General features: G+C 68.3%; 26 protein-coding genes. 18 read left to right on the forward strand and 8 right to left on the reverse strand.

All coding sequences use genetic code 11. The features are described 5' to 3' along the window. Positions 1–107 precede the first annotated feature (107 nt). The 7 genes from RTY13_RS14345 to RTY13_RS14375 all read left to right on the forward strand — a co-directional run bounded on the left by RTY13_RS14345 (position 108) and on the right by RTY13_RS14375 (position 6,812). Positions 108–2,798, forward strand: a complete 2,691-nt coding sequence (locus RTY13_RS14345) for a transcriptional regulator (protein ID WP_312784392.1) — start codon at positions 108–110, stop codon at positions 2,796–2,798. Positions 2,799–2,876: 78 nt separating this feature from the next. After that, positions 2,877–3,554, forward strand: a complete 678-nt coding sequence (locus RTY13_RS14350) for a hypothetical protein (RefSeq protein ID WP_312784394.1) — start codon at positions 2,877–2,879, stop codon at positions 3,552–3,554. Beyond that, a complete protein-coding gene (locus tag RTY13_RS14355; protein WP_312784396.1) occupies positions 3,554–3,982 on the forward strand; it encodes a hypothetical protein in 429 nt (142 codons plus the stop codon). The genes RTY13_RS14350 and RTY13_RS14355 overlap by 1 nt, the downstream gene beginning before the upstream one ends. A 90-nt stretch (positions 3,983–4,072) precedes the next feature. Then, on the forward strand, positions 4,073–4,576 hold the full coding sequence (ssb, locus tag RTY13_RS14360; protein ID WP_312784398.1) for a single-stranded DNA-binding protein: 504 nt from the start codon (positions 4,073–4,075) through the stop codon (positions 4,574–4,576). Positions 4,577–4,622: 46 nt separating this feature from the next. Beyond that, a complete protein-coding gene (locus RTY13_RS14365; RefSeq protein WP_312784400.1) occupies positions 4,623–5,033 on the forward strand; it encodes a DCC1-like thiol-disulfide oxidoreductase family protein in 411 nt (136 codons plus the stop codon). Positions 5,034–5,037: 4 nt separating this feature from the next. Continuing rightward, positions 5,038–6,345 carry an NAD(P)H-binding protein gene (locus tag RTY13_RS14370; RefSeq protein WP_312784402.1) on the forward strand — a complete coding sequence of 436 codons (1,308 nt, stop codon included), beginning with the start codon at positions 5,038–5,040 and terminating at the stop codon, positions 6,343–6,345. Next, positions 6,345–6,812 (forward strand): DUF2269 domain-containing protein, encoded by a 468-nt coding sequence (locus RTY13_RS14375; RefSeq protein WP_312784404.1) that lies wholly within the window; start codon positions 6,345–6,347, stop codon positions 6,810–6,812. The genes RTY13_RS14370 and RTY13_RS14375 overlap by 1 nt, the downstream gene beginning before the upstream one ends. On the opposite strand, the gene RTY13_RS14380 is transcribed toward RTY13_RS14375, so the two are convergent. Then, the gene (locus tag RTY13_RS14380) at positions 6,809–7,381 is read right to left on the reverse strand and encodes a nucleoside 2-deoxyribosyltransferase domain-containing protein (protein ID WP_312784406.1); all 573 of its coding nucleotides are present in this window, start codon (positions 7,379–7,381) and stop codon (positions 6,809–6,811) included. The genes RTY13_RS14375 and RTY13_RS14380 overlap by 4 nt on opposite strands. A gap of 129 nt (positions 7,382–7,510) precedes the next feature. Here RTY13_RS14380 and RTY13_RS14385 point away from each other — a divergent pair, with 129 nt between their 5' ends. After that, positions 7,511–8,413 carry a DMT family transporter gene (locus tag RTY13_RS14385; RefSeq protein ID WP_312784408.1) on the forward strand — a complete coding sequence of 301 codons (903 nt, stop codon included), beginning with the start codon at positions 7,511–7,513 and terminating at the stop codon, positions 8,411–8,413. Positions 8,414–8,420: 7 nt separating this feature from the next. Here the strand turns inward: RTY13_RS14385 and RTY13_RS14390 are convergent, their stop codons facing one another. Further along, on the reverse strand, positions 8,421–8,951 hold the full coding sequence (locus tag RTY13_RS14390) for a superoxide dismutase family protein (RefSeq protein ID WP_409450318.1): 531 nt from the start codon (positions 8,949–8,951) through the stop codon (positions 8,421–8,423). 213 nt (positions 8,952–9,164) lie between these two features. On the opposite strand from RTY13_RS14390, the gene gyrA reads away from it, so the two are divergent. From gyrA to RTY13_RS14415, 5 genes are read left to right on the forward strand one after another with little or no spacing between them, the layout of a single operon-like run. Continuing rightward, the gene (gene gyrA / locus RTY13_RS14395) at positions 9,165–11,933 is read left to right on the forward strand and encodes a DNA gyrase subunit A (RefSeq protein ID WP_312784412.1); all 2,769 of its coding nucleotides are present in this window, start codon (positions 9,165–9,167) and stop codon (positions 11,931–11,933) included. 29 nt (positions 11,934–11,962) lie between these two features. After that, entirely contained in the window at positions 11,963–12,766 is an 804-nt protein-coding gene (locus RTY13_RS14400) for an aminotransferase class IV family protein (RefSeq protein ID WP_312784414.1), read from the forward strand. Between the two features lie 52 nt (positions 12,767–12,818). Then, positions 12,819–13,301 (forward strand): pantetheine-phosphate adenylyltransferase, encoded by a 483-nt coding sequence (coaD, locus tag RTY13_RS14405; protein WP_312784415.1) that lies wholly within the window; start codon positions 12,819–12,821, stop codon positions 13,299–13,301. 14 nt (positions 13,302–13,315) lie between these two features. Beyond that, positions 13,316–14,158 carry a peptidylprolyl isomerase gene (locus tag RTY13_RS14410; protein WP_312784416.1) on the forward strand — a complete coding sequence of 281 codons (843 nt, stop codon included), beginning with the start codon at positions 13,316–13,318 and terminating at the stop codon, positions 14,156–14,158. A 27-nt stretch (positions 14,159–14,185) separates the two neighbouring features. Then, positions 14,186–15,064 carry a peptidylprolyl isomerase gene (locus RTY13_RS14415; protein ID WP_312784417.1) on the forward strand — a complete coding sequence of 293 codons (879 nt, stop codon included), beginning with the start codon at positions 14,186–14,188 and terminating at the stop codon, positions 15,062–15,064. Here the strand turns inward: RTY13_RS14415 and RTY13_RS14420 are convergent. After that, positions 15,037–16,152: a Ppx/GppA phosphatase family protein gene (locus RTY13_RS14420; RefSeq protein WP_312784419.1), complete on the reverse strand. Its 1,116-nt coding sequence runs from the start codon at positions 16,150–16,152 to the stop codon at positions 15,037–15,039. The genes RTY13_RS14415 and RTY13_RS14420 overlap by 28 nt on opposite strands. 145 nt (positions 16,153–16,297) lie before the next feature. On the opposite strand from RTY13_RS14420, the gene hspQ reads away from it, so the two are divergent. Together hspQ and phhA are read left to right on the forward strand one after the other, a co-directional pair. After that, the gene (gene hspQ, locus RTY13_RS14425; RefSeq protein ID WP_312784421.1) at positions 16,298–16,612 is read left to right on the forward strand and encodes a heat shock protein HspQ; all 315 of its coding nucleotides are present in this window, start codon (positions 16,298–16,300) and stop codon (positions 16,610–16,612) included. 72 nt (positions 16,613–16,684) lie between these two features. Further along, on the forward strand, positions 16,685–17,560 hold the full coding sequence (gene phhA, locus RTY13_RS14430; protein WP_312784423.1) for a phenylalanine 4-monooxygenase: 876 nt from the start codon (positions 16,685–16,687) through the stop codon (positions 17,558–17,560). A 306-nt stretch (positions 17,561–17,866) separates the two neighbouring features. Here the strand turns inward: phhA and astB are convergent, their stop codons facing one another. Genes astB through RTY13_RS14455 form a run of 5 tightly spaced genes read right to left on the reverse strand, consistent with a single transcriptional unit; the run spans position 17,867 to position 23,435 of the window. Then, entirely contained in the window at positions 17,867–19,207 is a 1,341-nt protein-coding gene (astB, locus tag RTY13_RS14435; protein WP_312784495.1) for an N-succinylarginine dihydrolase, read from the reverse strand. A gap of 2 nt (positions 19,208–19,209) precedes the next feature. Beyond that, entirely contained in the window at positions 19,210–19,743 is a 534-nt protein-coding gene (locus RTY13_RS14440; RefSeq protein ID WP_312784425.1) for an endonuclease domain-containing protein, read from the reverse strand. Continuing rightward, on the reverse strand, positions 19,740–21,158 hold the full coding sequence (astD, locus tag RTY13_RS14445; RefSeq protein WP_312784427.1) for a succinylglutamate-semialdehyde dehydrogenase: 1,419 nt from the start codon (positions 21,156–21,158) through the stop codon (positions 19,740–19,742). The genes RTY13_RS14440 and astD overlap by 4 nt, the downstream gene beginning before the upstream one ends. 14 nt (positions 21,159–21,172) lie before the next feature. Then, entirely contained in the window at positions 21,173–22,180 is a 1,008-nt protein-coding gene (locus RTY13_RS14450) for an arginine N-succinyltransferase (protein WP_312784429.1), read from the reverse strand. A gap of 4 nt (positions 22,181–22,184) precedes the next feature. Next, complete coding sequence (locus RTY13_RS14455) at positions 22,185–23,435, reverse strand: hydrolase (protein ID WP_312784430.1); 1,251 nt, start codon at positions 23,433–23,435, stop codon at positions 22,185–22,187. A 117-nt stretch (positions 23,436–23,552) separates the two neighbouring features. On the opposite strand from RTY13_RS14455, the gene RTY13_RS14460 reads away from it, so the two are divergent. The 3 genes from RTY13_RS14460 to RTY13_RS14470 are packed head-to-tail and all read left to right on the forward strand — an operon-like array spanning position 23,553 to position 24,926. Then, positions 23,553–24,026 (forward strand): hypothetical protein, encoded by a 474-nt coding sequence (locus RTY13_RS14460; protein WP_312784431.1) that lies wholly within the window; start codon positions 23,553–23,555, stop codon positions 24,024–24,026. A 22-nt stretch (positions 24,027–24,048) separates the two neighbouring features. Next, a complete protein-coding gene (locus RTY13_RS14465; protein ID WP_312784433.1) occupies positions 24,049–24,585 on the forward strand; it encodes a hypothetical protein in 537 nt (178 codons plus the stop codon). Beyond that, on the forward strand, positions 24,585–24,926 hold the full coding sequence (locus RTY13_RS14470) for an arsenate reductase family protein (RefSeq protein ID WP_312784435.1): 342 nt from the start codon (positions 24,585–24,587) through the stop codon (positions 24,924–24,926). Before RTY13_RS14465 ends, RTY13_RS14470 begins: the two co-directional genes overlap by 1 nt. The last annotated feature ends 60 nt before the right edge of the window (positions 24,927–24,986 follow it).

Genomic DNA, 24,986 nt, shown 5'->3' on the forward strand with positions numbered 1-24,986 from the left:
TGCCTGTTGATCGCCCGGTAACGCCGGTCAACCGTCGCCGTTCCTGGGTCAATCTTAAACACTTCGTTACCAGCTTGGCGGCAGACTGAACGCGGGAGCGTCGGACTGTGATCAACAACAGCTATCTTCTGGGTTTGTACGGCGGAACCTCGACTTTCTCGGAGGGGCTCGGCTCGACTTCGGCCGCCGTGAAGAAGCAACCGACCGCGCCGTGGTCGACTTCGGTCAAGCCCCAGAGCCAGTCCGACCTGTTGCGCGCCGCGCTCAGCGGTCGCCGCCTGGTCAATGAAGACAACGCTGTCCTGGACGTGAAGAACGCCTCGTCCGGCGACTACCGCAAGATCTTCGCCATGTACCAGGGCCTCACCATGCTGGAGGCCGTCGCCGACCGGGCGGGGCAGAAGAACCTGACGGCGCTTGAGCGTTCGCAGCTGAGCAAGCGGATGGACGCCGGTCTGGCTGAAATCTCGGCCTATCTGGGCGCAGCCAAGTTCGACGGCGTGCGCATGGTTCAGGGGCAGTCGGAAACCAAGGCCCAGACAGGCGCCGCGGTGCCGCGCGATTCCGCCAAGTATGTCACCGGCGCGGTGCATACGGGCGCGCTGACCGACGAGGTCGCCACTTTCCAAGGCGATGTGAAGTTCAATATCACGGTCAAGAAGGCTGGCGGCGATCAGGTCATCGCCATCGACCTGGCCGAGATGGGCGCCGAACCGCGCACGCTGCAGTCGGTGACGACCTATATCAACGGCAAGCTGGAGGCGGCCGGCGTCGAGACCAGGATGGGCCGCGAGCAGCTGCCGTCGGAACCCAAGGTCATCAAGTCGGGCGAAACCACCATCACCCTGCCGGCGGGCCCCGACAAATGGGCGTTGAACCTGCAGGGCGTCTCCTATGAGAAGGTCAGCTTCACGCCCGTGACCTCGTCCGACGCCGTCTATGTGGTGCAGGGTGTCGGCAAGAGCGGCGGTCATGAGGTGCTGAAATTCCAGGAAGGCGCCGGCCAGACCAGCGGCGAGGCCTTCTGGGTCGACGGCCAGGTTGGGCAGTCCAGCCTGCCGGACGGCGTCGAGACGGTGCGCGCCAGCGCCACGGGGCCGGACGGCTCCATGTGGATCGTGGCCGACGTCAGCGCCGGAACCTCGACCCAGCCGATCAAGGGGCAGGGCGACGTCGTCCTGATGAAGCTGGATTCGGCGGGCAAGGTGGTGCTCAGCCGCGCCCTGGGCGCCGCCTCCACCGCCAGCGGCTACGCCATCGCCGTGGACGCCGACGGCCGCGTGGCCGTGGCCGGGTCGGTGGTCGGGGCCCTGATCCCCGGGGCTTCGGGCGCCGACGCCAATGTGGCGGACAGCTTCGTCACCGTCTTTGACGCCAAGGGTGCGGAGCAGTGGACCCAGCGTCGCGGCGCCAAGGCGGCGGACGAGGCGACGGCGGTCTCGTTCGGTGCGGACGGCCGCGTCTATGTGGCAGGGCGCTCGCAGTCCTCCATGCCGGGCGCGCTCGGATCGGGCGGCTGGGACGGCTATGTCCAGGCGTTCAGCGAGAGCCAGATCCACAGCCTGGCGCCGATTACGGCGACGGCGACCGGAATCAACCAGTTCGGCACGGCTGGGGACGACAATGTCCAGGCCATGACCACGGACGGCGACAAGCTCTACACCGCCGGGGTCGAGAACGGCCGCATGGTGGTGCGCCAGTTCCAGATTGACGCCACCGGATCGCCGACCCTGCTGTCCAGCCGCGACCTGGGCCACGCCAGCGGCGAGATCGCAGGCATTTCGGTCGCCAACGGCCAGGTGATCCTGGCGGGATCGACCCGCAACGGCGCCCTGGACATCGGCCAGATCAACACCGCCTATTCCGGCGGCACGGACGCCTTCGTGGCGGTGATCAACAGCGACCTGAGCGCCTCGGCCAACGACCGGCTGACCTATTACGGCGGAGCGGGCGACGACACGGCCGCCGATGTGAAGATCGTCGACGGCAAGGTCTGGCTGACCGGGATCTCCGACCGAACCATCGGGGCCAAGGCCGAGGACCCGACCTCGGGCTATCTGGCGCGTCTGAACCCGCAGACCGGGGCGGTGGAGTGGAGCCAGACCTGGACCGGGGCGGATCGTCAGGCCGCGCCGACGACCATCGCCGTGGCGGCGGGCGGGGCCAGCGTCCTGGATCGGCTGGGCCTGCCGCAGGGTGAGATTCCGCAGTCGGATTCTAAGCAACTGGTGGACGCCACCTCGCTGCGGGCGGGCGATCGTTTCTACGTCACCTCCGGCACGACCGGGCGTTCGGTGGCCGTGACCATCGACGCCAAGGACACCTTGCAGACCCTGGCCCGCAAGATTGAAACCGCGTCGGGCCGCACGCTGAAGGTCACCATCAAGACCGACAAGGACCATGTCACGGGCCTGGACGGCGACACCAAGATCACGGCGGGCGGCGTGCAGCGCCTGTCCATCACCTATGCCGACGGGCGCGACGGGGCGGTCCTGCGGGCAGGCGAGGCGGGGCGCGACGCTCTGGCCGGCCTAGGCCTGACGCCGGGCTATATCGGCCCCAGCAGCAGCGACCTGAAGACCTTCGGCCTGGATCTGCCCAAGACCCTGAGCTTGAAGGACGCCGAGGCGGCCAAGGCGGCGACCAGCACCTTGCAACTGGCGATCAAGGCCCTGCGTGATGCCTACAAGGCTCTGGACCCGGACAGCAGCAAGCCCAAGGTCACCGGCTCGGCGCCGCCCTACCTCAAGGCGCAACTGGCCAATTATCAGGCGGCGCTCGCACGACTCACAGGCTAGGCGGCTTAAACCCCGCTTTCGGTTGACGCATGCGGCGTCGGCGGGGTTATTGGGGCCATCATTGGCGTCGAGTCCCGCATGGCCCTTCCGAAAGACAATCGCACAGTCCTGATCGTCGGGGGCGGCCTGGCCGTCGTCGCCGCCGTGGCGGCTGCTCTGGTGTTCAGCGGCGGGCGCGAAGCATCGACCGACGCTCCACCGGCGTCGCAGGGCGGACTGACCATTGATCTGGCCGAGGCCCCGACGCTGGAGCCGGCGCGCGAACTGCGCTGTTTCGTCGACGGCCAGTTCGTCGGCATGGCCACCCTGGCCGACTGCGCTCAGCGCAACGGCGTGGCCACCAGCGCCCTGGACGTGGGTCTGGACGCCACCGGGGCCCTGGCCGCCGCGCCGACGGCCGCCTTCGCCCCGCCGCCGGAACTGCCCGCCGAGCCGGTCGTCACTGTGACGCCGGCAGAGGACGGCGCATCGTCGGTCGAAACCAGCCGTTCGGCGCCGCCGACCGCCTCGGCTACGGCCTGCATGCGTCACACCGGTTCTGAATGGCGTTCGATCGGCGCCGGCATGAGCCTGGGGGCCTGCGTCCAGGCTCTCTACGCCGGCACCTGCGTCCGTCCGGGCGAGGCCCAGTACGGCCGTTGGGGCGACACCACCCTGCGTCTGGTCCCGCGTCGCGTCGAGCAGTCGAACGACAACACCCGCTTCCGCACCCTGGCTCAACAGGACCGCAACTGTCAGTTCCCGGAGCTGGGTTGATGAACCGCAAGATCTTTTCCGTCGCCGCGCTCGCCGCCCTGGGCCTGACCGTCTCCGCTTGCGCCCAGAAGGGGCTCGAGGCCCCGACCGAACCGGGCGTCTGCTATCACGTGGTCCTGCCCGAGGACGGCAAGTCCGCGGCCCTGGTCAATGTCGTCGCTCGCGACCAGCCGCAGATCGAGTTCTGCGCCGCACGGCTCGAGGAAATGCGCCTGCGCTTCCTACGCATGGGCGGCAACAATCGCGACATGATCGGCGCCTATCAGGGGCAGTTCATCTTCATCGACCGGGGGGGGGTGAAGTTCGGCAAGACGCTGACGGGGCAGCGCTTCTTCGCCCTGACGCGCACTGGCGACGGCCGTCTGGCCATTCCGGGCGCCATTCAGCGCGAGATCGACGGTCGCCCCGTCGCCGTCGCTCCCAACTAGAATTCCTGCCCGCTCGGGCGCGAACAAAACTGGAACATTCCGTCGATATCCGCTAGGGGTCGACGGCAAGAACATAAAAGGACATCGGTCATGGCGGGCAGCGTCAACAAGGTCATCCTCATCGGCAATCTGGGCCGCGACCCGGAAATCCGCACGCTGAACAGCGGCGACCGCGTCGCCAACCTGCGCATCGCCACCTCGGAGCAATGGCGCGACAAGGCCACCGGCGAGCGCAAGGAAAAGACCGAGTGGCACCAGGTCGTCATCTTCAACGAGAACATCGTCAAGGTGGCCGAGAACTACCTGAAGAAGGGCTCGACGGTTTACATCGAAGGCTCGCTGCAGACCCGCAAATACACGGACGCCCAGGGCGTCGAGAAATACTCGACCGAGATCGTGCTGCAGCGCTTCAACGGCCAGCTGACCATGCTGGGCGGTCGTAACGACAGCCAGGGCGGCGGCATGGGCGATCGCGGCGGCTACGGCGGCGGCCGCAACGACGACGACTACTCGTCGGGCTTCTCGACCGGCGGGGCCAACAAGCCCTCGGGTCCCAAGGAAAGCTACGACCTGAACGACGACATCCCGTTCTAAGTCTGACGTGGGCCGGGGGGCTTACAGCTATCGTGACGACCCGGCCGTGCCGTCCTTTCCGGACGACCGGCCGGTGGTTCTCTTCGACGGCGATTGCGCCCTCTGTTCCCATTCCGCGCGGACCCTGCTGAAGCATGGTCCGCGTTTTCGTTTGGCACCGACGCAGTCGGCCCTGGGCCGGGCCCTGCTGGTCCACTACGGCCTGTCGCCCGATGATCCATCGACCATGCTGGTGATCGAGGACGGGCGGGCGATCAGCCGCTCGGACGGCGTGTTGCATCTGGCCGCGTCGCTGCCGTTTCCTTATCGCGCCGCCGTGGCGGTCCGACTGATCCCGCGACCGATCCGCGATGCGGCCTACGGCCTTGTCGCGCGATATCGCTGGCGTTTTCCGAACCAGGCCTGGTGCGCCCTGCCGCCTTCGGCGGCGGACCTCAAAGACCGAATTTTGGGATAGACGGATGAGCTACGGGGGACGAGTTCTGGTTCTCGGAGCCAATGGGTTCATCGGCTCGCATCTGGCCGCCTCGCTGTCGCGTGAGGGCTGGCGGGTTCGCGCTGGGGCTCGGCGGCCTACTGAGGCCGCGCGGCGGGCGCCGACGTTCGACTGGGTCTCTGTTGATTTCGCCAGACTGACCTCGGTCGAGGCCTGGGCGCCGCTGCTGGACGGCGTTGACACCGTGATCAACTGCGTCGGAGTGTTGCAGGACGGGGCAGGGGACAGCACCCGTCTGGCCCATATCGAGGGGCCTTGCGCCCTCGTCGCCGCCTGCGAGCGCGCGGGAGTCCGACGTCTGATTCACCTTTCCGCCGTCGGCGCGGACGACGCGGCAGGCACGGCCTACGCCCGCACCAAGGCCGAGACTGAGCGTCTGGTCGAGGCCAGCGCTCTGGACTGGCTGATCCTGCGGCCTTCGCTGGTGGTGGACCGCGCGGCCTTCGGCGGGACGGGGCTGATCCGGGCGCTGGCGGCCTTTCCCCTGTTCAGCCCCGTCGTCGGCGGAGATCAGACCTTCCGGCCCATTGCTTTGGGCGACCTCGGCGCCGCCGTCGTCGCGGCTCTGAAGCCGGGCGCGCCGAGCCGCGAGACCTTCGACATGCCGGGGCCGGAGGCGGTGACCATGATCGAGACCGTCCGCCTCTATCGCGGCTGGCTGGGCCTGCCATCTGCACCGGTGGTCCGGGTTCCGCGCGCCCTGGCGGCGCCGGCCCTGGTGATCGGCGACCTGCTGGGACGGCTGGGCTGGCCCTCGCCGATCCGCACCACGGCCATTCGCCAGATGGATCATGACGTGTCCGGCCGGGACAGCGGCTGGGCCGAACGTCTGGGCGTGCCGGCGCGCGGCTTCTCGCGCTTTCTGACCGAGACCCCGGCCTCGGTTCAGGACGTCTGGCACGCGCGACTGTGGTTCGTGCGACCGGTTTCCATCCTGACCCTGGGACTGTTCTGGCTCATCACCGGCCTGATCAGCTTTGGGCCGGGCTGGAGCGGGGCTCTCGCCATCCTGCACGAAGGCGGCTTCGGGCGTTGGGCAGGGCCGATCGCCTGGTGGGGCGCCTTGCTGGACGTGGTGCTGGGGTTGGCCCTGTTCGTGCGGCCGTGGACGGCGCGCGTCGCCATCCTGATGTGCCTGTCGACCGTGGGCTATCTGATCGCCGGAACGCTCAGCCTGCCGCACTACTGGATCGACCCGCTGGGGCCGTGGCTGAAGGTTCTGCCGATGATGGCGCTGTGCCTGTTCGTGGCGGCGACGGACGCGAGGCGCTGATGACCTATCTGATCCTCAAGATCATCCACATCCTGTCGGGCGCGGTCCTGTTCGGCACCGGCGCGGGCATCGCCTTCTTCATGCTGCGGGCGCACGCCACGAAAGATCCGCGCACCGTCGCCTCGGTCGGGCGGTTCGTGGTCCTGGCCGATTTCGTCTTCACCGCCAGCGCCGTGGTGATCCAGCCCCTCAGCGGTCTGGCCCTGATCCACCTGCAGGGTTACGCCCTGACCGAGCCCTGGCTGATGGCGGCCTACGCTCTCTATGTCCTGGTCGGCGTCTGCTGGCTGCCGGTGGTCTGGTTCCAGTGGCGGATGGTCCAACTGGCGAAAGGCGCGGTCGCGGCGGGAGGGCCCTTGCCGCCCGCCTATCACCGCCTGTTCCGGGCCTGGTTCATCCTGGGCTGGCCGGCCTTCGCGGGCGTGATCGGCATCTACGCCCTGATGGTGGCCAAGCCGGTCTTCTAGCGGACGAACCGGCCCTGGCTCGCGGCTGTGCTCAGGGCCTCGCGGACGGCGGCGGTCAGTTCGGGCAGGGACTGCACCTGTTTGACGCCGTAAGCCTGGGCCGTAATGTCGACGTTGCCCTTCCTCCAGAAGCCTTCGGGGGCCAGGACGATCAGCTTTCCGCCGCGCGCGTGCAGGCCCATTTCCAGCAGGCTGATGGGGCTCTGGGTGCCCGGCGCGAAATACATGACGATGACGTCGGCGGATTCCAGCGCGGCCAGCTCCCACTCGACCTGACGACGGAACTCGGGCTCATCGGCCTCGGGGCGCCACTCGGGGTTCCAGTCGGGGCGGCGGGGATTGAGGATCACGACGTCCATGTCGGCCAGAGCCGAAGTCATCGCCGCCTGCCAGTCGGGCGCGCCGCCCATGTCGATGCTGCCGCCGAGGAAGACGCGCGGGCGGCTGTCGTCGATGGGCAGGGGCTGGGGCGAGGTGACAGCGGTCGGTCCTCTGGAGCTCTGGGCCACAGCGGGCGCGGCCGCCAGGGCGGCGACGGTCATCATCAGGGCGGCCAGGGTGCGGTTCATGTCTGCCTCGGTTTCGCGAAGGGGCGGGGCATAGCACCCTGTCTGGCGAAGACTAGGGCAGGCGCGATGGAAAAGAGCGGTCATCGAACGTGACGGGCCTTTCGCGCCCGCCTGTGGCATCAGGGCGCGGTGTCCAGCCATCGCCATTCCCCGCTGAGCCTGCTCGAGATCGCCGCCATCATCGCCGTGATGCTGATCTGGGGCATCAACAACGCCGCCGCCAAGATCGCCACCGAGGTCATGCCGCCGCTGATGGTCGGGGCCCTGCGTTTCGCCGTGGCTGCCGCCTGTCTGGTCTGGTTCGTGCGGCCGCCCTTCCCGAACTGGAAGAGCCTGCTGATCATCGCCGTGGTGGGTGGCCCGATCCACTATGGCCTGATCTACCTGGCCTTCTGGCTGGCCCACGACGTCAGTCCGGTGACGGTGGCGACCCAGCTGTGGATTCCTCTGACCTCGCTGTTCGCCTTCCTGCTGCTGGGCGAGAGGATCAGCCGGATGGCCACGATCGGTCTGGTCATCGCCTTTGTCGGCGTGGCCTGGATGACGCTGGACCCGCACGCCCTGCAGGACTGGAAGGCGATCGCGGTCGGGGCTTTGGGCGCATCGGCCTGGGCGCTGACGACGGTGATCGCGCGGCGCACCACCTCCATTCCGCCGCTGAAGATGCAGGGGCTGCTGGCCCTGATGGCCTTCCCCGCGCTGACCGTCGGGTCGCTGGTGTTCGAGACGGGGCAGTGGGAGGCGGCGCAGATCGCGCCGCCCATCGTCTGGGGCACGGTGGTCTGGGCCGGGGTGATCTCGTCGGTGTTCGCGACCAGCCTGGTCTTCTGGCTGGTACAGCGGCGCGAGGCGGGGCGGGTGACGCCCTATCTGCTGGGCTCGCCGCTGGTGTCCATCCTGATCGGCTGGCTGTGGATGGGCGACGTGCTGACGCCGCAGATCCTGACCGGGGTGGCCATCGCCCTGATCGGCGTGGTCACGGTCGCCCTGGGGGAGCGCGGCCTGCGCGCCGGCGCCCCCGCCAAGGTCTGATCCGAGCCTAGTTGGCGCTGAGGACGGCGCAGGCCACGCGGTCGCCCGCGCCGCCGATGGGCTGGCTGTTGTGGTCGTCGGGGTTGGCGTGGATCACCAGGGCCGAGCCGTCGGCGTCCCACAGCCATTGGCCGGGGCCGTCCTGGCTGATGCGGGCCTTGGTGGTGAAGAACTCGCCGTGGGCCGAACCGTCGGCGGCGGCGTAGAGGTTGGGCAGGTCGCCGTCGTCGGGGCCTTGCGCGTTCAGCAGGCCGTGCGGGGTCTTTGGATCGGTGTGGTTGATGTGGGCGCCCGCCGAGGTGAAGGGGGCGGCGCACTGGCCCGTCGCGTGGATGTGGATACCGTGCCAGCCGGGCGTCAGGCCCGTGGCTTCGACCTTGATCAGCAGGCCGGTGGCGCCCTGCGTCAGTGTCGCCTTGCCGATTTCGGCGCCCTGGCCGTTGATGATCGCGGCCTGACCCGTCTGGCCCGGCGTGGCGCGCGGGATCATGGCGGAATGGTCCATGGCGGCGGCCTGGCCGTGCGCGCCGTGGCCCATGGCGGCATGGTCATGGCTCTGCGCCGAGGCGCTGGCGGCGATCAGCGAAGCCGCCGCGACGGCGGTGAGGGTGGCAGCAGTCAGACGCATGGTTTTCCTGTCCTTTTGGGCATGGGGATATCAGCGGCGTTTCTTTGCCACAACGGCCCCCGGATGCTAGAAACCGGAACAGCGGATCACGTTCCGATTCCGGCCATTTAAAGCCCGATTTCCTTGACCGACGACAGCTACGACAACGCCGCACCTTCGGCGCCCGGCGACATCTCCGTCATCACGATCGAAGACGAGCTGAAACGCTCCTACCTCGACTACGCCATGAGCGTGATCGTCAGCCGCGCCCTGCCGGACGCGCGCGACGGTCTGAAGCCGGTTCACCGTCGCATCCTCTATTCGATGCACGACCTGAATATGACGCCCGAGCGCGCCTATTCGAAGTGCGCGCGCGTCGTCGGTGACGTGCTGGGTCGCTTCCACCCGCACGGCGACGCCTCGGTCTACATGGCCCTGGTTCGGATGGCGCAGCCCTTCTCGATGGGGCTGATGCTGGTCGACGGTCAGGGCAACTTCGGCTCGGTCGACGGCGATATGCCGGCCTCCATGCGTTACACCGAGGCCAAGATGGCCCCGGCGGCGGTGGCCCTGCTGACCGACATCGAAAAAGACACCGTCGATTTCCAGCCGAACTACGACGAGAAGGAACTGGAGCCCGTCGTCCTGCCGGCGCGGATTCCGAACCTGCTGGTCAACGGCGCGGGCGGCATCGCCGTCGGCATGGCGACCAACATCCCGCCGCACAACCTGGGCGAAGTCGTCGACGCGGCCGTGGCGCTGCTGGACAACCCCGACATGGGCGACGAGGCCCTGCTGGACATCGTGCCCGGTCCTGACTTCCCGACGGGCGGCGAGATCATGGGCCGCACCGCGCCGCGCAACGCCCTGCGCGACGGACGCGGCTCGGTCATTGTGCGCGGTCGCGCCTCGGTCGAGGAGATCCGCAAGGATCGCGACGCCATCGTCATCACTGAACTGCCCTATCAGGTGAACAAGCAGACCCTGATCGAACGCATCGCCGAAATGGTGCGCGAGAAGCGTCTGGAAGGCATTTCCGACGTCCGCGACGAGTCCGACCGTCAGGGCATGCGCATCGTCATCGAGCTGAAGCGCGACGCTTCGGGCGACGTCATCCTGAACCAGCTGTTCCGCTATACGGCGCTGCAAAGCTCGTTCGGCGTCAACATGCTGGCGCTGAACCACGGCCGTCCCGAGCAGATGGGCCTGCGCAAGCTGCTGGAGCTCTTCCTTGAGTTCCGCGAGGAAGTGGTCGTTCGCCGCGTCAAGTTCGAGCTGGCCAAGGCTCGCGACCGTGGCCACGTCCTGGTCGGTCTGGCCGTCGCCGTCGCCAACATCGACGAGGTCATCCACATCATCCGCAGCTCGGCCGACCCGGCCGAAGCGCGCGAGCGGCTGCAGGCCAAGGCCTGGCCGGTCGGGGACATGATGGCCCTGGTCGAGCTGATCGCCGACCCGCGCACGGTGCTGGTCGAGGGCGACAAGATCCGTCTGACCGACGAACAGGCCCGCGCCATCCTGGCCCTGACCCTGTCGCGTCTGACCGGTCTGGGCCGTGACGACATCTTCGGCGAGGCGCGCGGTCTGGCCGACACCATCCAGGGTCACCTGACCATCCTGTCGGACCGCGCCAACGTCCTGGCCATTATCCGCGAAGACCTGTTGCTGGTGAAGGAGCAGTTCGCCGTGCCGCGTCGCACCCTGATCGGGGAGGGCGACGCCGAGATGGAGGACGAGGACCTCATCCCGCGCGAGGACATGGTCGTCACCGTCACCCACGGCGGCTACGTCAAGCGCGTCGCCCTGAACGCCTATCGGACCCAGCATCGCGGCGGCAAGGGCAAGTCGGGCATGACCATGAAGGACGAGGACGCCATCACCGGCATCTTCTCGGCCTCGACCCACACCCCGGTCCTGTTCTTCGCCACCAACGGCAAGGCCTACAAGCTGAAGACCTGGCGCCTGCCGCTGGGCAATCCGCAGTCGCGCGGCAAGGCCTTCGTCAACCTGCTGCCCATCGAGCCGGGCGACAGCATCATGAACGTGCTGCCGCTGCCGGAAAACGAGTCCGAGTGGGACAACTACGACATCATGTTCGCCACCAAGTCGGGCGACGTGCGGCGTAACAAGCTCAGCGACTTCGCCACGGTGAACCGCGCGGGCAAGATCGCCATGAAGCTGGAAGACGGCGACCGCATGGTCGGCGTGGCCATCTGCAACGCCGAGGACGACGTCCTGCTGACCACGGCCCTGGGCCGCGCCATCCGCTTCAAGGCCGACGACGTGCGCGTCTTCAAGGGCCGGGATTCGACCGGCGTGCGCGGCATCCGTCTGCAGGACGGCGACGAGGTCATCTCCATGGCCATCCTGGGCCGGGTGGACGCCTCGCCGGAAGAACGCGCCGCCTACGTCAAACACGCCAACGCCATGCGCAAGGCTCTGGCCGGCGCGGATGCGGAAGACGAAGCCGTCGCGGTCGAGGCGGACGACGAGGATGCGGGCGACGCCCCGATCTCGCCCGAGCGTATTGCTGTGTTGGGCGCGGCCGAGCAGTTCATCCTGACGGTCACGGAAACCGGCTTCGGCAAGCGCTCCTCGGCCTATGAGTATCGCCGCACCGGTCGCGGTGGGCAGGGGCTGACGGCGCACGGCCTGGGCGGTCGTGCGGGCACGCGTCTGGCCGCGGCCTTCCCGGTCGAAGAGAGCGACGACCTGATGCTGGTCACCGACGGCGGCCAGATGATCCGCACCCCGGTCGGCCAGGTCCGCATCGTCGGCCGGTCCAGTCAGGGCGTGACCATCTTCCGCACCGGCAAGGACGAGAAGGTGGTCTCGGTCGAGCGCCTGCCCGACTCGGGCGGCGACGACGACGGCGTGGACGAGGCTGCTTCGGAAGAGGGCGGCGAGGGCTGATCGGCCCTCAAGGCGGCATGACGGCGGGCATGGTTGACGTTCTGATGCAGATCGACGGCCGGCCCGCCAACGCCGCCGACCTGGGCCATTTCGTCCTGTCCAACTACGGCGCCTTCACCTCGATGCAGGTAGAGGACGGGGCGGTGCGGGGGCTGGATCTGCATCTGGCCCGATTGGAGGTCGAGGCTGCCGACCTGTTCGGCGTCGCCGTGCCCAAGGCCCTGTTGCGCGAGCGGATGCGGCAGGCTGTGGGCGGGCGATCCGGACGGTTCAGCCTGCGGGTTAATCTGTTCTCGGACGCGATCAGTTTGCGAGCGCCGGACGCGGTGGTCCAGCCACGCATCCTGACGACGCTTTCAGCCCCCGCATCACCGCTGACCACGCCGCTGCGGCTTCAAGCTCAAGTTTATGCGCGTGAAGCCCCGCACCTGAAGCACGCCGCCACTTTTGGCCTGACCCGGGCGCGGCGCCAGGGGATGCAGTCAGGCTTCGACGACGCCCTGTTCGTCGATGGCGAGGGGCGGATTTCCGAGGGCTCCATCTGGAATATCGGCTTCGTGCAGGGCGAGACGGCGGTCTGGCCCGAGGCGCCCATGCTGGCGGGGACGGGCCAGACCCTGCTGCAGCGCGGGATGGCGGACTTCGGCCTGAGCAGCGAAACCCGCCCGGTGCATCTGTCCGATCTGGCGAGCTTCGACGCCGCCTTCATCTGCAACAGCGCCACGCCCGCATGCGCCGTGGCGGCTATCGACGGCCACGCCTTTCCTCCGGGCGAGGCCGTGATCGCGCGGCTGATCGACGCCTGGCGATCAAACCCGTGTCAGACGATCTAGGCCGTTGATTTCGCACCTGCTAAACGGGTCGAAACGCGGGGAGGCGAAGGCCATGCGCATCGGACTGTATCCGGGAACGTTCGACCCGGTCACGAACGGCCACATGGACATCATCGGACGGGCCATCAAGCTGGTCGACCGCCTGGTCATCGGCGTGGCCCAGAACGACGAGAAGGGGCCGCTGTTCTCGACCGCCGAGCGCGTCGAGATGCTGAAGACCGAGGTGGCGCGCTTCAACGCCGACATCGAAGTGCGGCCGTTCAGCAGCCTGCTCATGCATTTCGCCGAGGAAGTGGACGCCAACGTCATCGTGCGCGGCCTGCGCGCGGTCGCGGACTTTGAATACGAGTTCCAGATGACGGCCATGAATCAGCGCCTCAACAGCGACATAGAGACCGTGTTCCTGATGGCCGATCCGCGCCATCAGGCCATCGCCTCGCGGCTGGTCAAGGAGATCGCCCGGCTGGACGGCGCGATCGAGAGCTTCGTCAGCCCCGCGGTCGCCGCTCAGGTGCGCGCCAAGGTGCAGCGCTAGATTTCAGGATGGACATGAACTTCAAGATGCTTCTGGCCGCCGCGGCGGTCTCGATGATCGCGGGCGGCGCGGTCGCTCAGACCGCAGGTGAGTGGCGCACGGTGTCGCCTGACAACCTGCTGGTGATCGATACGACCAAGGGCCGGGTCCTGGTCGAACTGGAGCCGCGCGCGGCGCCGAACCACATCGAGCGCATCCGCACCCTGACCAATCAGGGTTTCTATGACGGGCTGAAGTTCCATCGGGTGATCCCCAACTTCATGGCCCAGACCGGTGATCCTCAGGGCACGGGCGCTGGCGGCAGCGACCTGCCGGACGTCAAGGGCGAGTTCAGCTTCCGTCGCGGGCGCGACAGCGGCTTCGCCGCCGTTGAGAACAGCGGGCCTGGCGTGCGCGGGATCATGGGCAGCCTGCCGGTCCTGACCCAGCCGGACGCTCAGATGTTCGTCACCGCCGACTTCAAGGTGGGGGCCATGGGCCTGTTCTGCCCCGGCGTGGCGGGCATGGCGCGCGCCGGATCGCCCGACAGCGCCAACAGCCAGTTCTTCCTGATGACGGGTCAAAACGACAACCTGAACGGCGGCTACACGACCTTTGGCCACGTGGTTCAGGGGCTGGACGTGGTCAAGGCGCTGAAAGTCGGCAGCGACGCTGATGACGGCAAGGTGACCGACCCCGACGTCATGACCAAGGTGCAACTGGCCTCGGCCCTGCCAGAGGGGCAGCGCCCGAGCGTGCGTGTGGCCGTGCCCGGCTCGGCGCCCTTCAACGCCGCCGTCGAGGCCGCCCGTGCCGCACGCGGCGCCCAGTTCGGCATCTGCGACGTTCAGCCGGTGGTCGAGGTCACCGGCGGCTGATTATCCATCTTGGGGGAGGGGACGAGGATGCGCTTTTCAATAGGTCTGGCGGCGGCGTCCGTCCTGATTCTGGCTGGATCGGCATGGGCGCAGGAGGCGACGCCGGTTGCGGCGCCTGCCGCCTCTGCGAGCGAGTGGCGGGCGGTGGCGCCTGAAAACCTGCTGGTGATCGACACCAACAAGGGCCGCATCCTGGTCGAGCTGGCCCCCGAGGTTGCGCCGGGCCATGTCGAGCGCATTCGGCTGCTGGCCGGGCGCGGCTTCTTCGACAACCTTTTGTGGCACCGGGTCATCGACCAGTTCATGGCCCAGACCGGCGACCCTCTGGGCACTGGCGAGGGCCAGAGCCCCTATCCCGACCTGAAGGCCGAGTTCACCTTCCGTCGGGACAGCCAGACGCCGTTTACGGCCGTGGCCGCGCCTGCTGGCGCCGTGCTGGGCTTCCTGCACTCCCTGCCGGTCCAGACCCAGCCCGACGCCTATATGGCCACGACGGCGGACAAGAAGGTTCACGCCTGGGGCCTCTATTGCCCCGGCGTCGCCGGCATGGCGCGTGACGAGGCGCCGGACAGCGCCAACAGCCAGTTCTTCCTGATGCGTCAGCCCTATCCCTCGCTGGACAAGCGCTACACCATCTGGGGCCGGGTCGTGTCGGGTCTGGACGTGGTGCGCGCCCTGAAGTTCAGCCCCAAACCGGACGGCATCGTCGCCGAACCGGATCGCATGACGCGGGTGCGCGTGGCGTCCGACCTGCCCGAAGCCGAGCGGCCGACGGCGCGGGTGTTGGATACGGCCTCGTCGCAGTTCCGCGCACTGGCTGAGGCGGTGCGTCAGGCCAGGGGCGCCGACTTCTCGGTCTGCGACATCGATCTGCCGGTTCAGGTGGCCGGAGCGCCTGCCGCCTGACCATTGGAGCGGCCCCGACGACGGCGTCGGCGGGGCTTCTGGCGGTCCTCGCGCATCCTTTGCAGCAGCAGGCCTTCGCGCAGGCCCCGGTCGGCCACGCGCACCCGCTCGCACGGCCAGGCGCGCTGCACGGCCTCAAGGATCGCGGCCCCCGCCAGCACCAGATCGGCGCGGTCGGGCCCGATGCAGCTTTCGGCGGCGCGACCTGCGGGGCCCAGACGCTTGAGACGCACCGCCGCCGCCTCGCAGTCCGCGCGCGTCATCCACAGGCCGTCGACCAGATCGCGCTGATAGCGGCGCAGGCCGAGGTGAATGCCGGCCAGACTGGTGATGGCCCCCGAGGTGCCGACCATGTGCACCCGTCCGCTCTCGAACAGGCCGCGCACCCGCTCGTCGCTAGGCCCGCCTGCAGCCAGATGAGCGCCGACGTCGGCGACCATGGCTTCGTACCAGGCCTCGGTGTTTCCGACAGGTTCGGGGTGGCGTTCGGCCAGGGTGACGACGCCCAGCGGCGCCGACATCCAACCCTTGTTTTCGAAGCCCCGCGCGCCGCGCATCATCCACGACAGCTCGGTCGAGCCGCCGCCGACATCAATGACCAGCACCGCTTCGACGCGCGGATCGAATAGGTTGAGGCAGCCGGCGACTGACAGGCTGGCTTCCTCCGCCGGGTCGATGATCTTGAGCTTCAGCCCGGTGCCGCGACGCACCCGGTCGATGAAGGCCTGGCCATTGTCGGCGGCGCGGCAGGCCTGGGTGGCCACGGCGGTCAGGCGACCGGCGTCCAGACCCTTGCGGGCCACGCGTTCGGCGCACAAGGCCAGGGCGTCATAGGCCCGATCCATGGCGCGGTCGTCCAGACGCCCGGTGCGGGACAGGCCCTCGCCCAGCCGCACGATGCGGCTGAAGCTGTCGACCACCCGGAACCCGTCGCGCGACGGGCGCGCGATCAGCAGACGGCAATTATTGGTCCCCAGGTCGAGCGCGCCATAGAGGGGCGCATCGCGACCGGAAGTCCCGGAATCACGGGACTTCCTGGGCTGGGACCGCGCGTCGCGCCGTGCAGGCGCGCCAGGGGTCTCCGGCATGGGCCGAGCTTTCATGTGGGCGGTCCGAAGCGGCGCCCGTCTCCGTCAGGTTAAACCGGGCTTTATGTCCAAGCCAAGACATTCTGTCGCATAGATGAACGGCGCGGATGCATCCGCTTCAACCAGCGGCGCGTATTGTTGTCGCATGACCCAGGTTCACACAGCCCGGTTCGGCCTCGGACAGATCGTCCGGCATCGCGACCACGCCTTCCACGGCCTGGTCATGGATGTGGACGCCACCTACGCAGGCCCGGCCGCAGAGACGGGCGCGGTCGCCAGCGACCAGCCCTTCTATCGCATCCTGATCGCCGACACGGAGGGCGGGGTCATCGCCTACGCCGCCGAAGACTGCCTGGTGGCCACGCCCGAGATCGAACCCCTGTCGCCCGAGGCCGAGCGGGAGTGGTTCACCATCGACGCCCAGGGCCGTCACGCGCCGCGTTCGCAAACGCTGCAATAGCCATGCGTGACGACGGCCAGTTCGCGCGCTAATCTGCCCGCAACGGCCGTCAGAGCCGAGAGGAGCGTTCCCATGTCCGATTTCGAACACGTCTTTGAAGCCCCGCCCGAAGGCGCCGCCGCCGACTGGACCATCCCTCAGAACTGGGCGGCCTATACCGACGTCGAGCATGAGACGTGGAACACCCTCTATGCCCGGCAGATGAAGATCCTGCCGGGGCGCGCCTGCGAGGCCTATATGCGCGGGCTGGACGCGCTGGACCTCAACACCGGCGGCATCCCCGATTTCGAGGTGATGAACCCTAAGCTGCAGGCCCTGACCGGCTGGACCGTGGTCTGCGTGCCCGGACTGGTGCCCGAGGACGTCTTCTTTGACCACCTGGCCAACCGTCGCTTCGTCTCGGGTCAGTTCATCCGCAAGCCGGATCAGCTGGACTACCTGCAGGAACCCGACATCTTCCACGATGTCTTCGGCCATGTGCCGATGCTGACCGACCCCGATTTCGCCGCCTATATGGAGGCCTACGGCAAGGGCGGGCAGCGCGCGGCGTCGCTGGGGATGCTGGACAAGCTGGCGCGTCTGTATTGGTACACGGTCGAGTTCGGCCTGATGAAGGAGGCCGACGGCCTGCGGATTTATGGGGCGGGCATCGTGTCGTCGGCGACCGAGAGCGTATTCAGCCTGGAGGACGCCTCGCCGAACCGTCTGGGCTTCGATCTGGAGCGGGTCATGAAGACCCTCTACCGGATCGACGACTTCCAGCAGGTCTATTTCGTCATCGACAGCATCGAGGAACTGAAGGAAGCCACCCTGCAGGACTTCGGGCCGATCTATGAGCGACTGCAGGGCGCCGAGGACCTGCCGATCGAGGCCGTCCTGCCGAGCGACACCGTCTATACGCGCGGGACGCAGGCCTATGCATCCAAGGGCGGGCGGTTCGCGGCCTGATGAAGGCTGGCTGAAAAACAGAGTCCAATTCGTCTGAATCGTCTGAAATCTCCTCCCTGGCGCGGCTCGGGAGGGGATGATGGCGCACGGCGAAGGGCAGGCGCGCTGATTGGCGATTGCGGAGTGGCGCGGGTTGAAAAGTCAGGCCTTTCTGGCGCGAGTTATGATGCCGGTTCCACTTTCCTCCCCATTTCATGGGGAGGGGGACCGCGGAGCGGTGGAGGGGCCTCCATGTCCAAGCGGCCCCTCCGTCTCGTCGGCTGCGCCGTCGATCCACCTCCCCATTTCATGGGGAGGAGAGGTCTGTCAGTCGCGCTGGAACGGATAGAAGTCCGTTCCCAGACCCAGGATTCCGGTCAGTTCGTCCAGGGCGCCCCGTGTCTCGTCCAGCAGGGCGGGGTCGGCCAGGTCCTGGGCGGTCAGGCTGTCGCGATACCAACGCAGGGCCCAGACGCTGAGGGCGCCATGCAGTTCGTCGGTCAGGCGCATGGCCGGGTTGGTCGCGGCCAGTTCGTCCTCGGTCAGGACGACGCGCAGGCGCAGGCAGGCGGGGCCGCCGCCGTTGCGCATCGATTGGCGCACATCGACGTATTCGACCCGGCCGATGGGGCCGTTCGAGGCGGCGATCTTCTCGGCGACCGCATGGCTGCGGGCGTTGTCGCGCGTCTCGGTCGGGCAGATCAGGGTCAGGCGATCCTCGCCCGGAACCTGGATCAGCATGGAGTTGAACAGGTAGGAGCTGATCGCGTCGGCCAGCGGCAGGTCGGCGTTTGAGACCTCGACGAACTGAGGCTCGAACAGGCCGTCGGCGGCGCGGCGGATGGCGGCCTTGGTGGCGTCCGTGTCCTCGAAGGCCAGCTCGTGGAAGAAGAGGGTGTCCAGGGCGCCGACGCAGACCACGTCATTGTGGAAGGTGCCGCCGTCGATGGCCGCGCGCGACTGCTGGGCCAGGACGGGGCGGCCGGCTTCGTGGCGGCGGACGATAGCCTGACTGGCCTCGCGCGTCTGGCGGGCGGGGAAGCGGCCGTCCCAGGGCTCGAAGGCCTCGCGGCCCCAGACCAGCAGATTGACCCCGCGACCGCCGTGCGTGGCGCAGAGGCGGACGTGGTTGGCGGCGCCTTCGTCGGCCAGATGGGCCACGGCGGGCAGGGCGTCATGAACGGCGAACTTCGCCTTGTCCGGGAAGAGGGCGTCCAGCGCGCGCTTCGTCTGCTGGTGCTCCAGCGAGCGGTGCAGGTTGGTATGCAGGTTGGCCGGGGTGAAGTGGACGCGGCCGTCGGCGGCGTCGGCGCTGGGCGTCACCGTCGCGGCGTTGGCGGCCCACATGGGCGAGGCCGAACAGGCCGCGGCGGCGAAGGCCGGGGCGTCGCGCCAGGCCTTCGACAGCACGGTCTTGTCATTCCCCGAGAAGCCGAGCGCGCGCAGGAAGGGGATGTTGGGCCGCTCATGCGGCGGCAGGACGAACTGGGGCAGGCCGAGGTCGGCCAGGGTCTTCATCTTGTCGAGGCCCTGCAGCACCGCTGCGCGCGGGTTCGACGCCTCGCCCTTGTTCAGGCTGGAGGCGAGGTTGCCCGGCGACAGGCCCGCATAGGAGTGGGTCGGCCCGATCAGACCGTCGGCATTGGCTTCGATGGCCTTCATTTTCATGCTCATGAGCCCTCCCCCTCGAGGGGGGAGGGTTGGGTGGGGGTGTTGGCAGGGGGGTTGTCAGTGGTGCGCGGGAGACGCGACCGCGCCTCTTGCGCTATGACCTGATGCGGCGCGGCTTCACCCCATCCCCCGGCCCCTTCCCCCTCGAGGGGAAGGGGGGCTTTGAGGCGGATGGCGTTGGTGATATCCGCGACGACGGCGTCGAGGTCGCCGGGGATGCGGCGGCTGTCGATGCGCAGGACGCGGTAGCCTTCGATGGCCAGCCAAGCATCACGTTTCAGATCGCGCAGGGCGACGTCGGTGAGATTGTGGACGCCGCCGTCAACCTCGATCACCAGCCGGGCGCGCAGGCAGGCGAAGTCCGCGACATAGGGGCCGATCGGGGCCTGACGCCGGATGCGGATGTCGAGCTTGCGCAGTCGCTCCCACAGCTTCGCCTCGGTCCACGTCGGGACGGTGCGAAGGCGCCGGGCGCGCGCATGGGCACCCGGCTTGATCCGTTCCTTCTTGTTGAACGGACCAGCTTCAATCATCCCCGCAGTCCCTTGATTTCGCTTTCGATGTTCTTGACCGCGCCGGCCTCGAAGCTGGCGACGGGGTAGGCGCAGTAGTCTGCGGCGTAGAAGGCGCTGGGGCGGTGGTTGCCGGAGGCGCCGAGGCCGCCGAAGGGCATGTCGCCCGCCGCGCCCGTGGTCGGACGGTTGAAGTTCACCACGCCCGCGCGGATGCGGTTGATGAAGCGGTCCCAGTGCTTGGCGTCGTCGCTGACCAGACCGGCGGACAGGCCGTACTTGGTGGCGTTGGCGGCGGCGATGGCGGCGTCGAAGGTCGGGACGCGCAGCACCTGCAGGAAGGGGGCGAACATCTCTTCGTCCTCGACCGCGACGCCGGTGACGTCGATGATGGCGGGTTTCACAAACGCGCCGGGCAGGTTGTCGACGGGGCCGGAGGCGCGGATGACCTTGGCGCCCAGGTCGATGCGTTGCTGCAGGGCCTGCAGGGCAGCCTGAGCCGCCTTTTCCGAGATCAGGGGTCCGGCGTAGGGCTCGGGATCGCTGTCCCAGGGGGCGAAGTTGAGGCGGTCGGACATGGCGGCCACGGCCTCGACGATGGCGTCGCCCGCCGCGCCTTCCGGCACGATCAGGCGGCGCGCACACGAGCAGCGCTGGCCGGTGGTGACGAAGGCGGACTGGACCACGATGCCCGCGACGGCCTCGGCGTCGGCGGCGTCCCAGACGACCAGCGGGTTATTGCCGCCCAGCTCCAGCGCCAGGATGACGTGGGGATCGTCGGCGAACTTGCGCCGGAAGTGCGCGCCTGCCGCGCCCGAGCCGGTGAACATCAGGGCGTCGATGGGCTGATCCAGCAGGGCCGCCCCGGTGTCGCGCCCGCCCTGGACCATGTTGAACACGCCCTTGGGCAGGTCGGCGGCGTCCAGGCATTCGGCCATCAACTGGCCGGTCAGGGGCGTTTCCTCGGACGGCTTGAACACCACGGTGTCGCCCGCCAGCAGGGCTGGGACGATGTGGCCGTTGGGCAGGTGGCCGGGGAAGTTGAACGGGCCGAGCACGGCCGAGACGCCGTGCGGGCGGTGGCGTAGGGTGGCGCGGCCGAAGGCGGTTTCGCTGCTGCGCTCGCCGGTGCGCTCGTCATAGGCGCGGATCGAGATGTCGACCTTGCCCGCCATCGAGGCCAGTTCGGTCTTGGTCTCCCACAGGGCCTTGCCGGTTTCGCGGCTGATGGCCTCGGCCATCTCGGGGGCGCGGTCCTTCAGCACCGCCTGATAGCGTTTCACCGCGTCGATGCGGTCTTGACGCGGGCGGTCGGCCCAGTCGGGGAAGGCGGCGCGGGCGGCCTCGAGGGCGGCGCCGACCTGTTCGGTGGTGGCGGCTTCGCCTTCCCAGACGGTTTCGCCGGTGGCGGGGTTGGTGGAGGCGAAGCGGGTCATGGCGGCTACTCGGTTCAGGATTTCACGCGGACGACAGCGCCGTCCTTGATCTTCAGGGCGGCGGCGACGTCGGGGGTCATGCGGGCCAGATCGCCGTCGATCAGGACGCGGGCGCGGACGGCGCGGAAGGCGGCGACGCTGTCGGTCGAGACCAGGGAGGGCAGTTCGACCTCGACCTCCTTCTCGATCCGGGCGGTCAGGACGCGGGCGTCGCGCACGGTGCGGATGTTGTCGCGGCCGCAGGCCACGGTCGGACCGGCGTCGAAGATGTCGACCAGGCCGTTGGGACGGAAGCCTTCGCTTTCCAGCAGGGCCATGGCGGGCACGCCCTGGGGGTGGACCTTGCCGATCACGGCGCGGGCCGGTTCGGGCAGCAGGTCGATGTAGATGGGGTGGCGCGGCGCCAGGTCGAGAATGAACTGCTTGTCGGTTGAGCCGCTCATGCGGTCGGCGTCGTCGAAGTCCATGGGGAAGAATTTGTGCGCCACATGGTCCCAGAAGGGGCAGTAGCCGTCGGGCGTGAAGACGCCGCGCAGTTCGGCCAGGACGTTGTCGGCGAACAGGTCGGGCTGGGCCCCGATCAGCATGTAGCGCGACTGGCTGAGCAGGCGGCCGGCGCCGCCCTTGCGACGGTCGGCCTTGAGGAACAGCGAGCCGACCTCGGTCCAGCCGGTGCATTCGTTGACCAGAACGAGCGTCTGATGGTTCAGCTTCACGCCCAGCGAGGGCGACTGGACCGTGTTGTTGACCACGCGGAACGAGAAGAAGGGCCGTTTCAGCCCCACCGTCGCCTTGACCGAGCCGATGCCGTCGATGTCGCCCGTGTCGCCGTCTTCCAGCATCAGGGTGTACCAGGCCTCTTGCGGCGGGACGCGGCCTTCGAAGCTGGCCTGGCTCAGGTCCAGACGCTCGCTCAGGACATCGGCGTCTTCGGGTAGGCTGGTGAAGCCGGGGCCGGACAGGATGGCCAGTTCGAGCAGGTGGTGAAGGTCGGCGGGACCGGCGGGGCGAACAACGAGCATGCGGTTACATGGTCTCCAGTCGGAGCTGTTTCAGTTTCAACGCGTCAATCTCGCCCGAGGCGATCTTGCACAGGATCAGGGCGCTGAGTTGGGCCCGTTCGACGAAGCTGGCGGGCCAGGCGAACTCCTGATCCGAATGGATCTCGCCGCCGACGACGCCGAGGGTGTCGACATTGGGCAGGCCCGCGGCGTGCAGGTTGTTGCCCTCGCAGACGCCGCCCGAAGGCTTCCAGGCGATGGTCTGGCCCAGCAGTTCGCCCGCGTCGCGGACGGCGTGGAACAGGGCGGTTTGCGACGCGTCCATCGGTTTGGGCGCGCGGGTCATGCCGCCGTGCAGATCCATGGTCAGGCCGGGGAAGGGGGGCTCGGCGGCGATGGCGCGCACCGTCTGATCGATCCAGGCTGAGCTTTCGGCATCCGGCACGCGGACGTTGAAGCGGACCACGGCGTTGTCGGCGACGACGTTGAGGGGGCCGCCGCCGGCGATCTTGGCGACGTTGACGGTGACGCCCTCGCGCTGGCCGTTCAGGCCGTGCAGGCGGGCGGCGATCATGGCCGCGCCCGCGACGGCGTTGGCGCCCTCGTGGAAGGCGCGGCCCGCGTGGGCGGCCTTGCCGGTGACGATCAGGTGGAAATTGCCGCTGCCCTTGCGCTCGCCGGCCAGGGTTCCGTCGGACAGGGCCGGTTCATAGGTCAGGCCGACGTGGCCGCGCGCGCCCAGTTCGGCCAGCAGGGGGGCCGATGCGGGCGAGCCGATCTCTTCGTCGGGGCTGAGCAGCACGGTCCAGCCGACACGGGCCTTGTCCGGGTGCGTTTCAAAGGCTTCGAGTGCTGCCAGCATGACGCTGATGCCGCCCTTCATGTCGGCGACGCCGGGGCCGTTCAGGGCGCCGTCGGCGCGGGTGACGACGCGCTGGAAGGCGCTGTCGGCGGGGAAGACGGTGTCGTAGTGGCCGGTCAGGACGACCTGGATCGGGGCCTCGGGCCGGGCGGTGATGGTCAGGCAGTCGGCGTAGGTCTCGGGGATCACGGCGCCGCTGTCGGCCACGGTGGTCGAGGCTTTCGTCGGCACGCGCTCGACGGCGGCGGGCAGGCGGCGGGCCTCGGCCTCCAGCACGTCCAGCATGCGCGCCAGACCGGCGGCGTTGCGGCTGCCGGAGTTGATATGAGCCCAGTCGACGGTCCGCGCGACGATCACGTCGCCCTGGGCCGCGACATGGTCGAGGACAGCCTGGTCGTGAGGTTCGATCCGCATGGCGGGGACCCTAGACGGGGGCGAGGCAAAGGTGAAGGCGGGGCGGTTTCTCGCTCACGGCCTTGGGAAAGCGGGGCCGTGCGGGATAGGTTTGCCGCCGCAGTCGAGGAGTCGCGCATGAACCGTCGTTTCAGCTTTCCCAATCCGTTCGGTCCCGTCGATTCGGGTTCGAAGGCGGCGGCGATGGCGCGCCTCAGCGCCGTGGCCTTCTGGCTGTGGGCGGCGGCGGGGCTGATGCAGGCGGGGCTGGTCTGGTACGCCTCTGACGCCGCCTATGCCGAGTTCCGGGGCGCGACGACGGGGTTCGCCATCTTCTTCGCCCTGATCGCCGGGGGTCTGGGGTGGGTGCAATGGCGGCGGCCCAACCGCATCCTGCCGGTCTTCGGCCTGGCCTGGGCCCTGTATGAGCTGAGCTCCACGGGTGTCAGCCTGATGGTCGGGGCGCCGCTGGGCGTGGCGGGCGTGCCGGCCTGGGGCGGAATGATCGCGGCGACGGCCATGCTGGCCTGCGCGATCCTGCATATCGGCGGCTTGCGCGGATCGGCGGCGCTGGCGCAGTTTGCTGCGGCGCCGCTTCCCTCTAAGAAGTAAGTTCCAACGGGAGGGTGTGACGATGAACCGGACCGCGAAGCTGTGGCTGCGGGCGGCCAATCCCTTCACGCCGCCGCGCGGCATGGCCGAGGCGCAGAGGGCGGCGCGCGTGGGGGCAGTCGCCTTAGGGATTGGCGTCGTGCAGTCGATTGTCGGTCTCTTGAGCATGCCGAAAACCGAGGCGCTGACCGAGGCGCTGGCCGCACAGCAGAGGGGCCAAGACATCTCCGAGCAGCAACTCGCCGTTCAGGACGCCATGATGGGCGTGATGCCCATGTTCATGCAACTCACCATGATAGTGATCGCGGTTCTCTACGTTGTTCTGGCGGTGGTGCAGTGGCGCCGCGCGACCTGGCTGATTCCAACGATCATGCTCGCCTTCATGGCCTACAGCCTGTTGGGCGGACTCGGCGCTCTGTTGAGGATCGGCACGTCGATCGAGTATGGGTTTGACTTCGTGAGTGCGCTGATGTGGCTCGTCAATCTCGTGACAATCGCCATGTATGTCGCTGCCTTCCGCGGCGGACGCCTGTTTGAGAAACTGAAACGGACCTACTGATGACCGTCACCCTTTTCCACAATCCGAAATGCTCGACCTCGCGCAAGGCGCTGGAGTTGCTGCAGGAGAAGGGCGTTCAGCCGGTGGTGGTCGAATATCTGAAGACCGGCTGGGATGCGGCGACGCTGGACCGGCTGGCCAGGGAGACGGGCGTCGGTCTGTCGGGCCTGCTGCGCAGGCGCGAGGCCAAGACGGGCGAACTGCTGGAGAGCGGGGCGTCCGACAACGTGATCCGCGCCGCCATGATCGCCGAGCCGGTGCTGGTGGAGCGCCCCATCGTCCAGAGCGACAAGGGCGCCCGCATCGGACGGCCGGTGGAGTGCGTGCTGGAAGTTTTGTAGCGCGTTTCCCTTCCTCCCCATGAAATGGGGAGGTGGATCGGACGCGTCGCCCCCTCCACC

The sequence above is a fragment of the Brevundimonas sp. genome, assembly GCF_032055285.1.
In the GTDB taxonomy this organism is placed as follows: Bacteria; Pseudomonadota; Alphaproteobacteria; order Caulobacterales; family Caulobacteraceae; genus Brevundimonas.

Excerpts from the sequence above, each read along its gene's own strand:
- RTY13_RS14470 (WP_312784435.1), top strand. The coding sequence starts at position 24,585 with ATGACCGTCACCCTTTTCCACAATCCGAAATGCTCGACCTCGCGCAAG.
- RTY13_RS14440 (WP_312784425.1), bottom strand. The coding sequence starts at position 19,743 with ATGATTGAAGCTGGTCCGTTCAACAAGAAGGAACGGATCAAGCCGGGT.
- RTY13_RS14410 (WP_312784416.1), top strand. The coding sequence starts at position 13,316 with ATGAACTTCAAGATGCTTCTGGCCGCCGCGGCGGTCTCGATGATCGCG.
- RTY13_RS14390 (WP_409450318.1), bottom strand. The coding sequence starts at position 8,951 with ATGGGCCACGGCGCGCACGGCCAGGCCGCCGCCATGGACCATTCCGCC.
- hspQ (WP_312784421.1), top strand. The coding sequence starts at position 16,298 with ATGACCCAGGTTCACACAGCCCGGTTCGGCCTCGGACAGATCGTCCGG.
- RTY13_RS14400 (WP_312784414.1), top strand. The coding sequence starts at position 11,963 with ATGGTTGACGTTCTGATGCAGATCGACGGCCGGCCCGCCAACGCCGCC.
- RTY13_RS14450 (WP_312784429.1), bottom strand. The coding sequence starts at position 22,180 with ATGCTCGTTGTTCGCCCCGCCGGTCCCGCCGACCTTCACCACCTGCTC.
- phhA (WP_312784423.1), top strand. The coding sequence starts at position 16,685 with ATGTCCGATTTCGAACACGTCTTTGAAGCCCCGCCCGAAGGCGCCGCC.
- coaD (WP_312784415.1), top strand. The coding sequence starts at position 12,819 with ATGCGCATCGGACTGTATCCGGGAACGTTCGACCCGGTCACGAACGGC.
- RTY13_RS14370 (WP_312784402.1), top strand. The coding sequence starts at position 5,038 with ATGAGCTACGGGGGACGAGTTCTGGTTCTCGGAGCCAATGGGTTCATC.
- ssb (WP_312784398.1), top strand. The coding sequence starts at position 4,073 with ATGGCGGGCAGCGTCAACAAGGTCATCCTCATCGGCAATCTGGGCCGC.
- RTY13_RS14380 (WP_312784406.1), bottom strand. The coding sequence starts at position 7,381 with ATGAACCGCACCCTGGCCGCCCTGATGATGACCGTCGCCGCCCTGGCG.
- RTY13_RS14350 (WP_312784394.1), top strand. The coding sequence starts at position 2,877 with ATGGCCCTTCCGAAAGACAATCGCACAGTCCTGATCGTCGGGGGCGGC.
- astD (WP_312784427.1), bottom strand. The coding sequence starts at position 21,158 with ATGACCCGCTTCGCCTCCACCAACCCCGCCACCGGCGAAACCGTCTGG.
- RTY13_RS14375 (WP_312784404.1), top strand. The coding sequence starts at position 6,345 with ATGACCTATCTGATCCTCAAGATCATCCACATCCTGTCGGGCGCGGTC.
- astB (WP_312784495.1), bottom strand. The coding sequence starts at position 19,207 with ATGAAAATGAAGGCCATCGAAGCCAATGCCGACGGTCTGATCGGGCCG.
- RTY13_RS14355 (WP_312784396.1), top strand. The coding sequence starts at position 3,554 with ATGAACCGCAAGATCTTTTCCGTCGCCGCGCTCGCCGCCCTGGGCCTG.
- RTY13_RS14455 (WP_312784430.1), bottom strand. The coding sequence starts at position 23,435 with ATGCGGATCGAACCTCACGACCAGGCTGTCCTCGACCATGTCGCGGCC.
- RTY13_RS14460 (WP_312784431.1), top strand. The coding sequence starts at position 23,553 with ATGAACCGTCGTTTCAGCTTTCCCAATCCGTTCGGTCCCGTCGATTCG.
- RTY13_RS14465 (WP_312784433.1), top strand. The coding sequence starts at position 24,049 with ATGAACCGGACCGCGAAGCTGTGGCTGCGGGCGGCCAATCCCTTCACG.
- RTY13_RS14420 (WP_312784419.1), bottom strand. The coding sequence starts at position 16,152 with ATGCCGGAGACCCCTGGCGCGCCTGCACGGCGCGACGCGCGGTCCCAG.
- RTY13_RS14415 (WP_312784417.1), top strand. The coding sequence starts at position 14,186 with ATGCGCTTTTCAATAGGTCTGGCGGCGGCGTCCGTCCTGATTCTGGCT.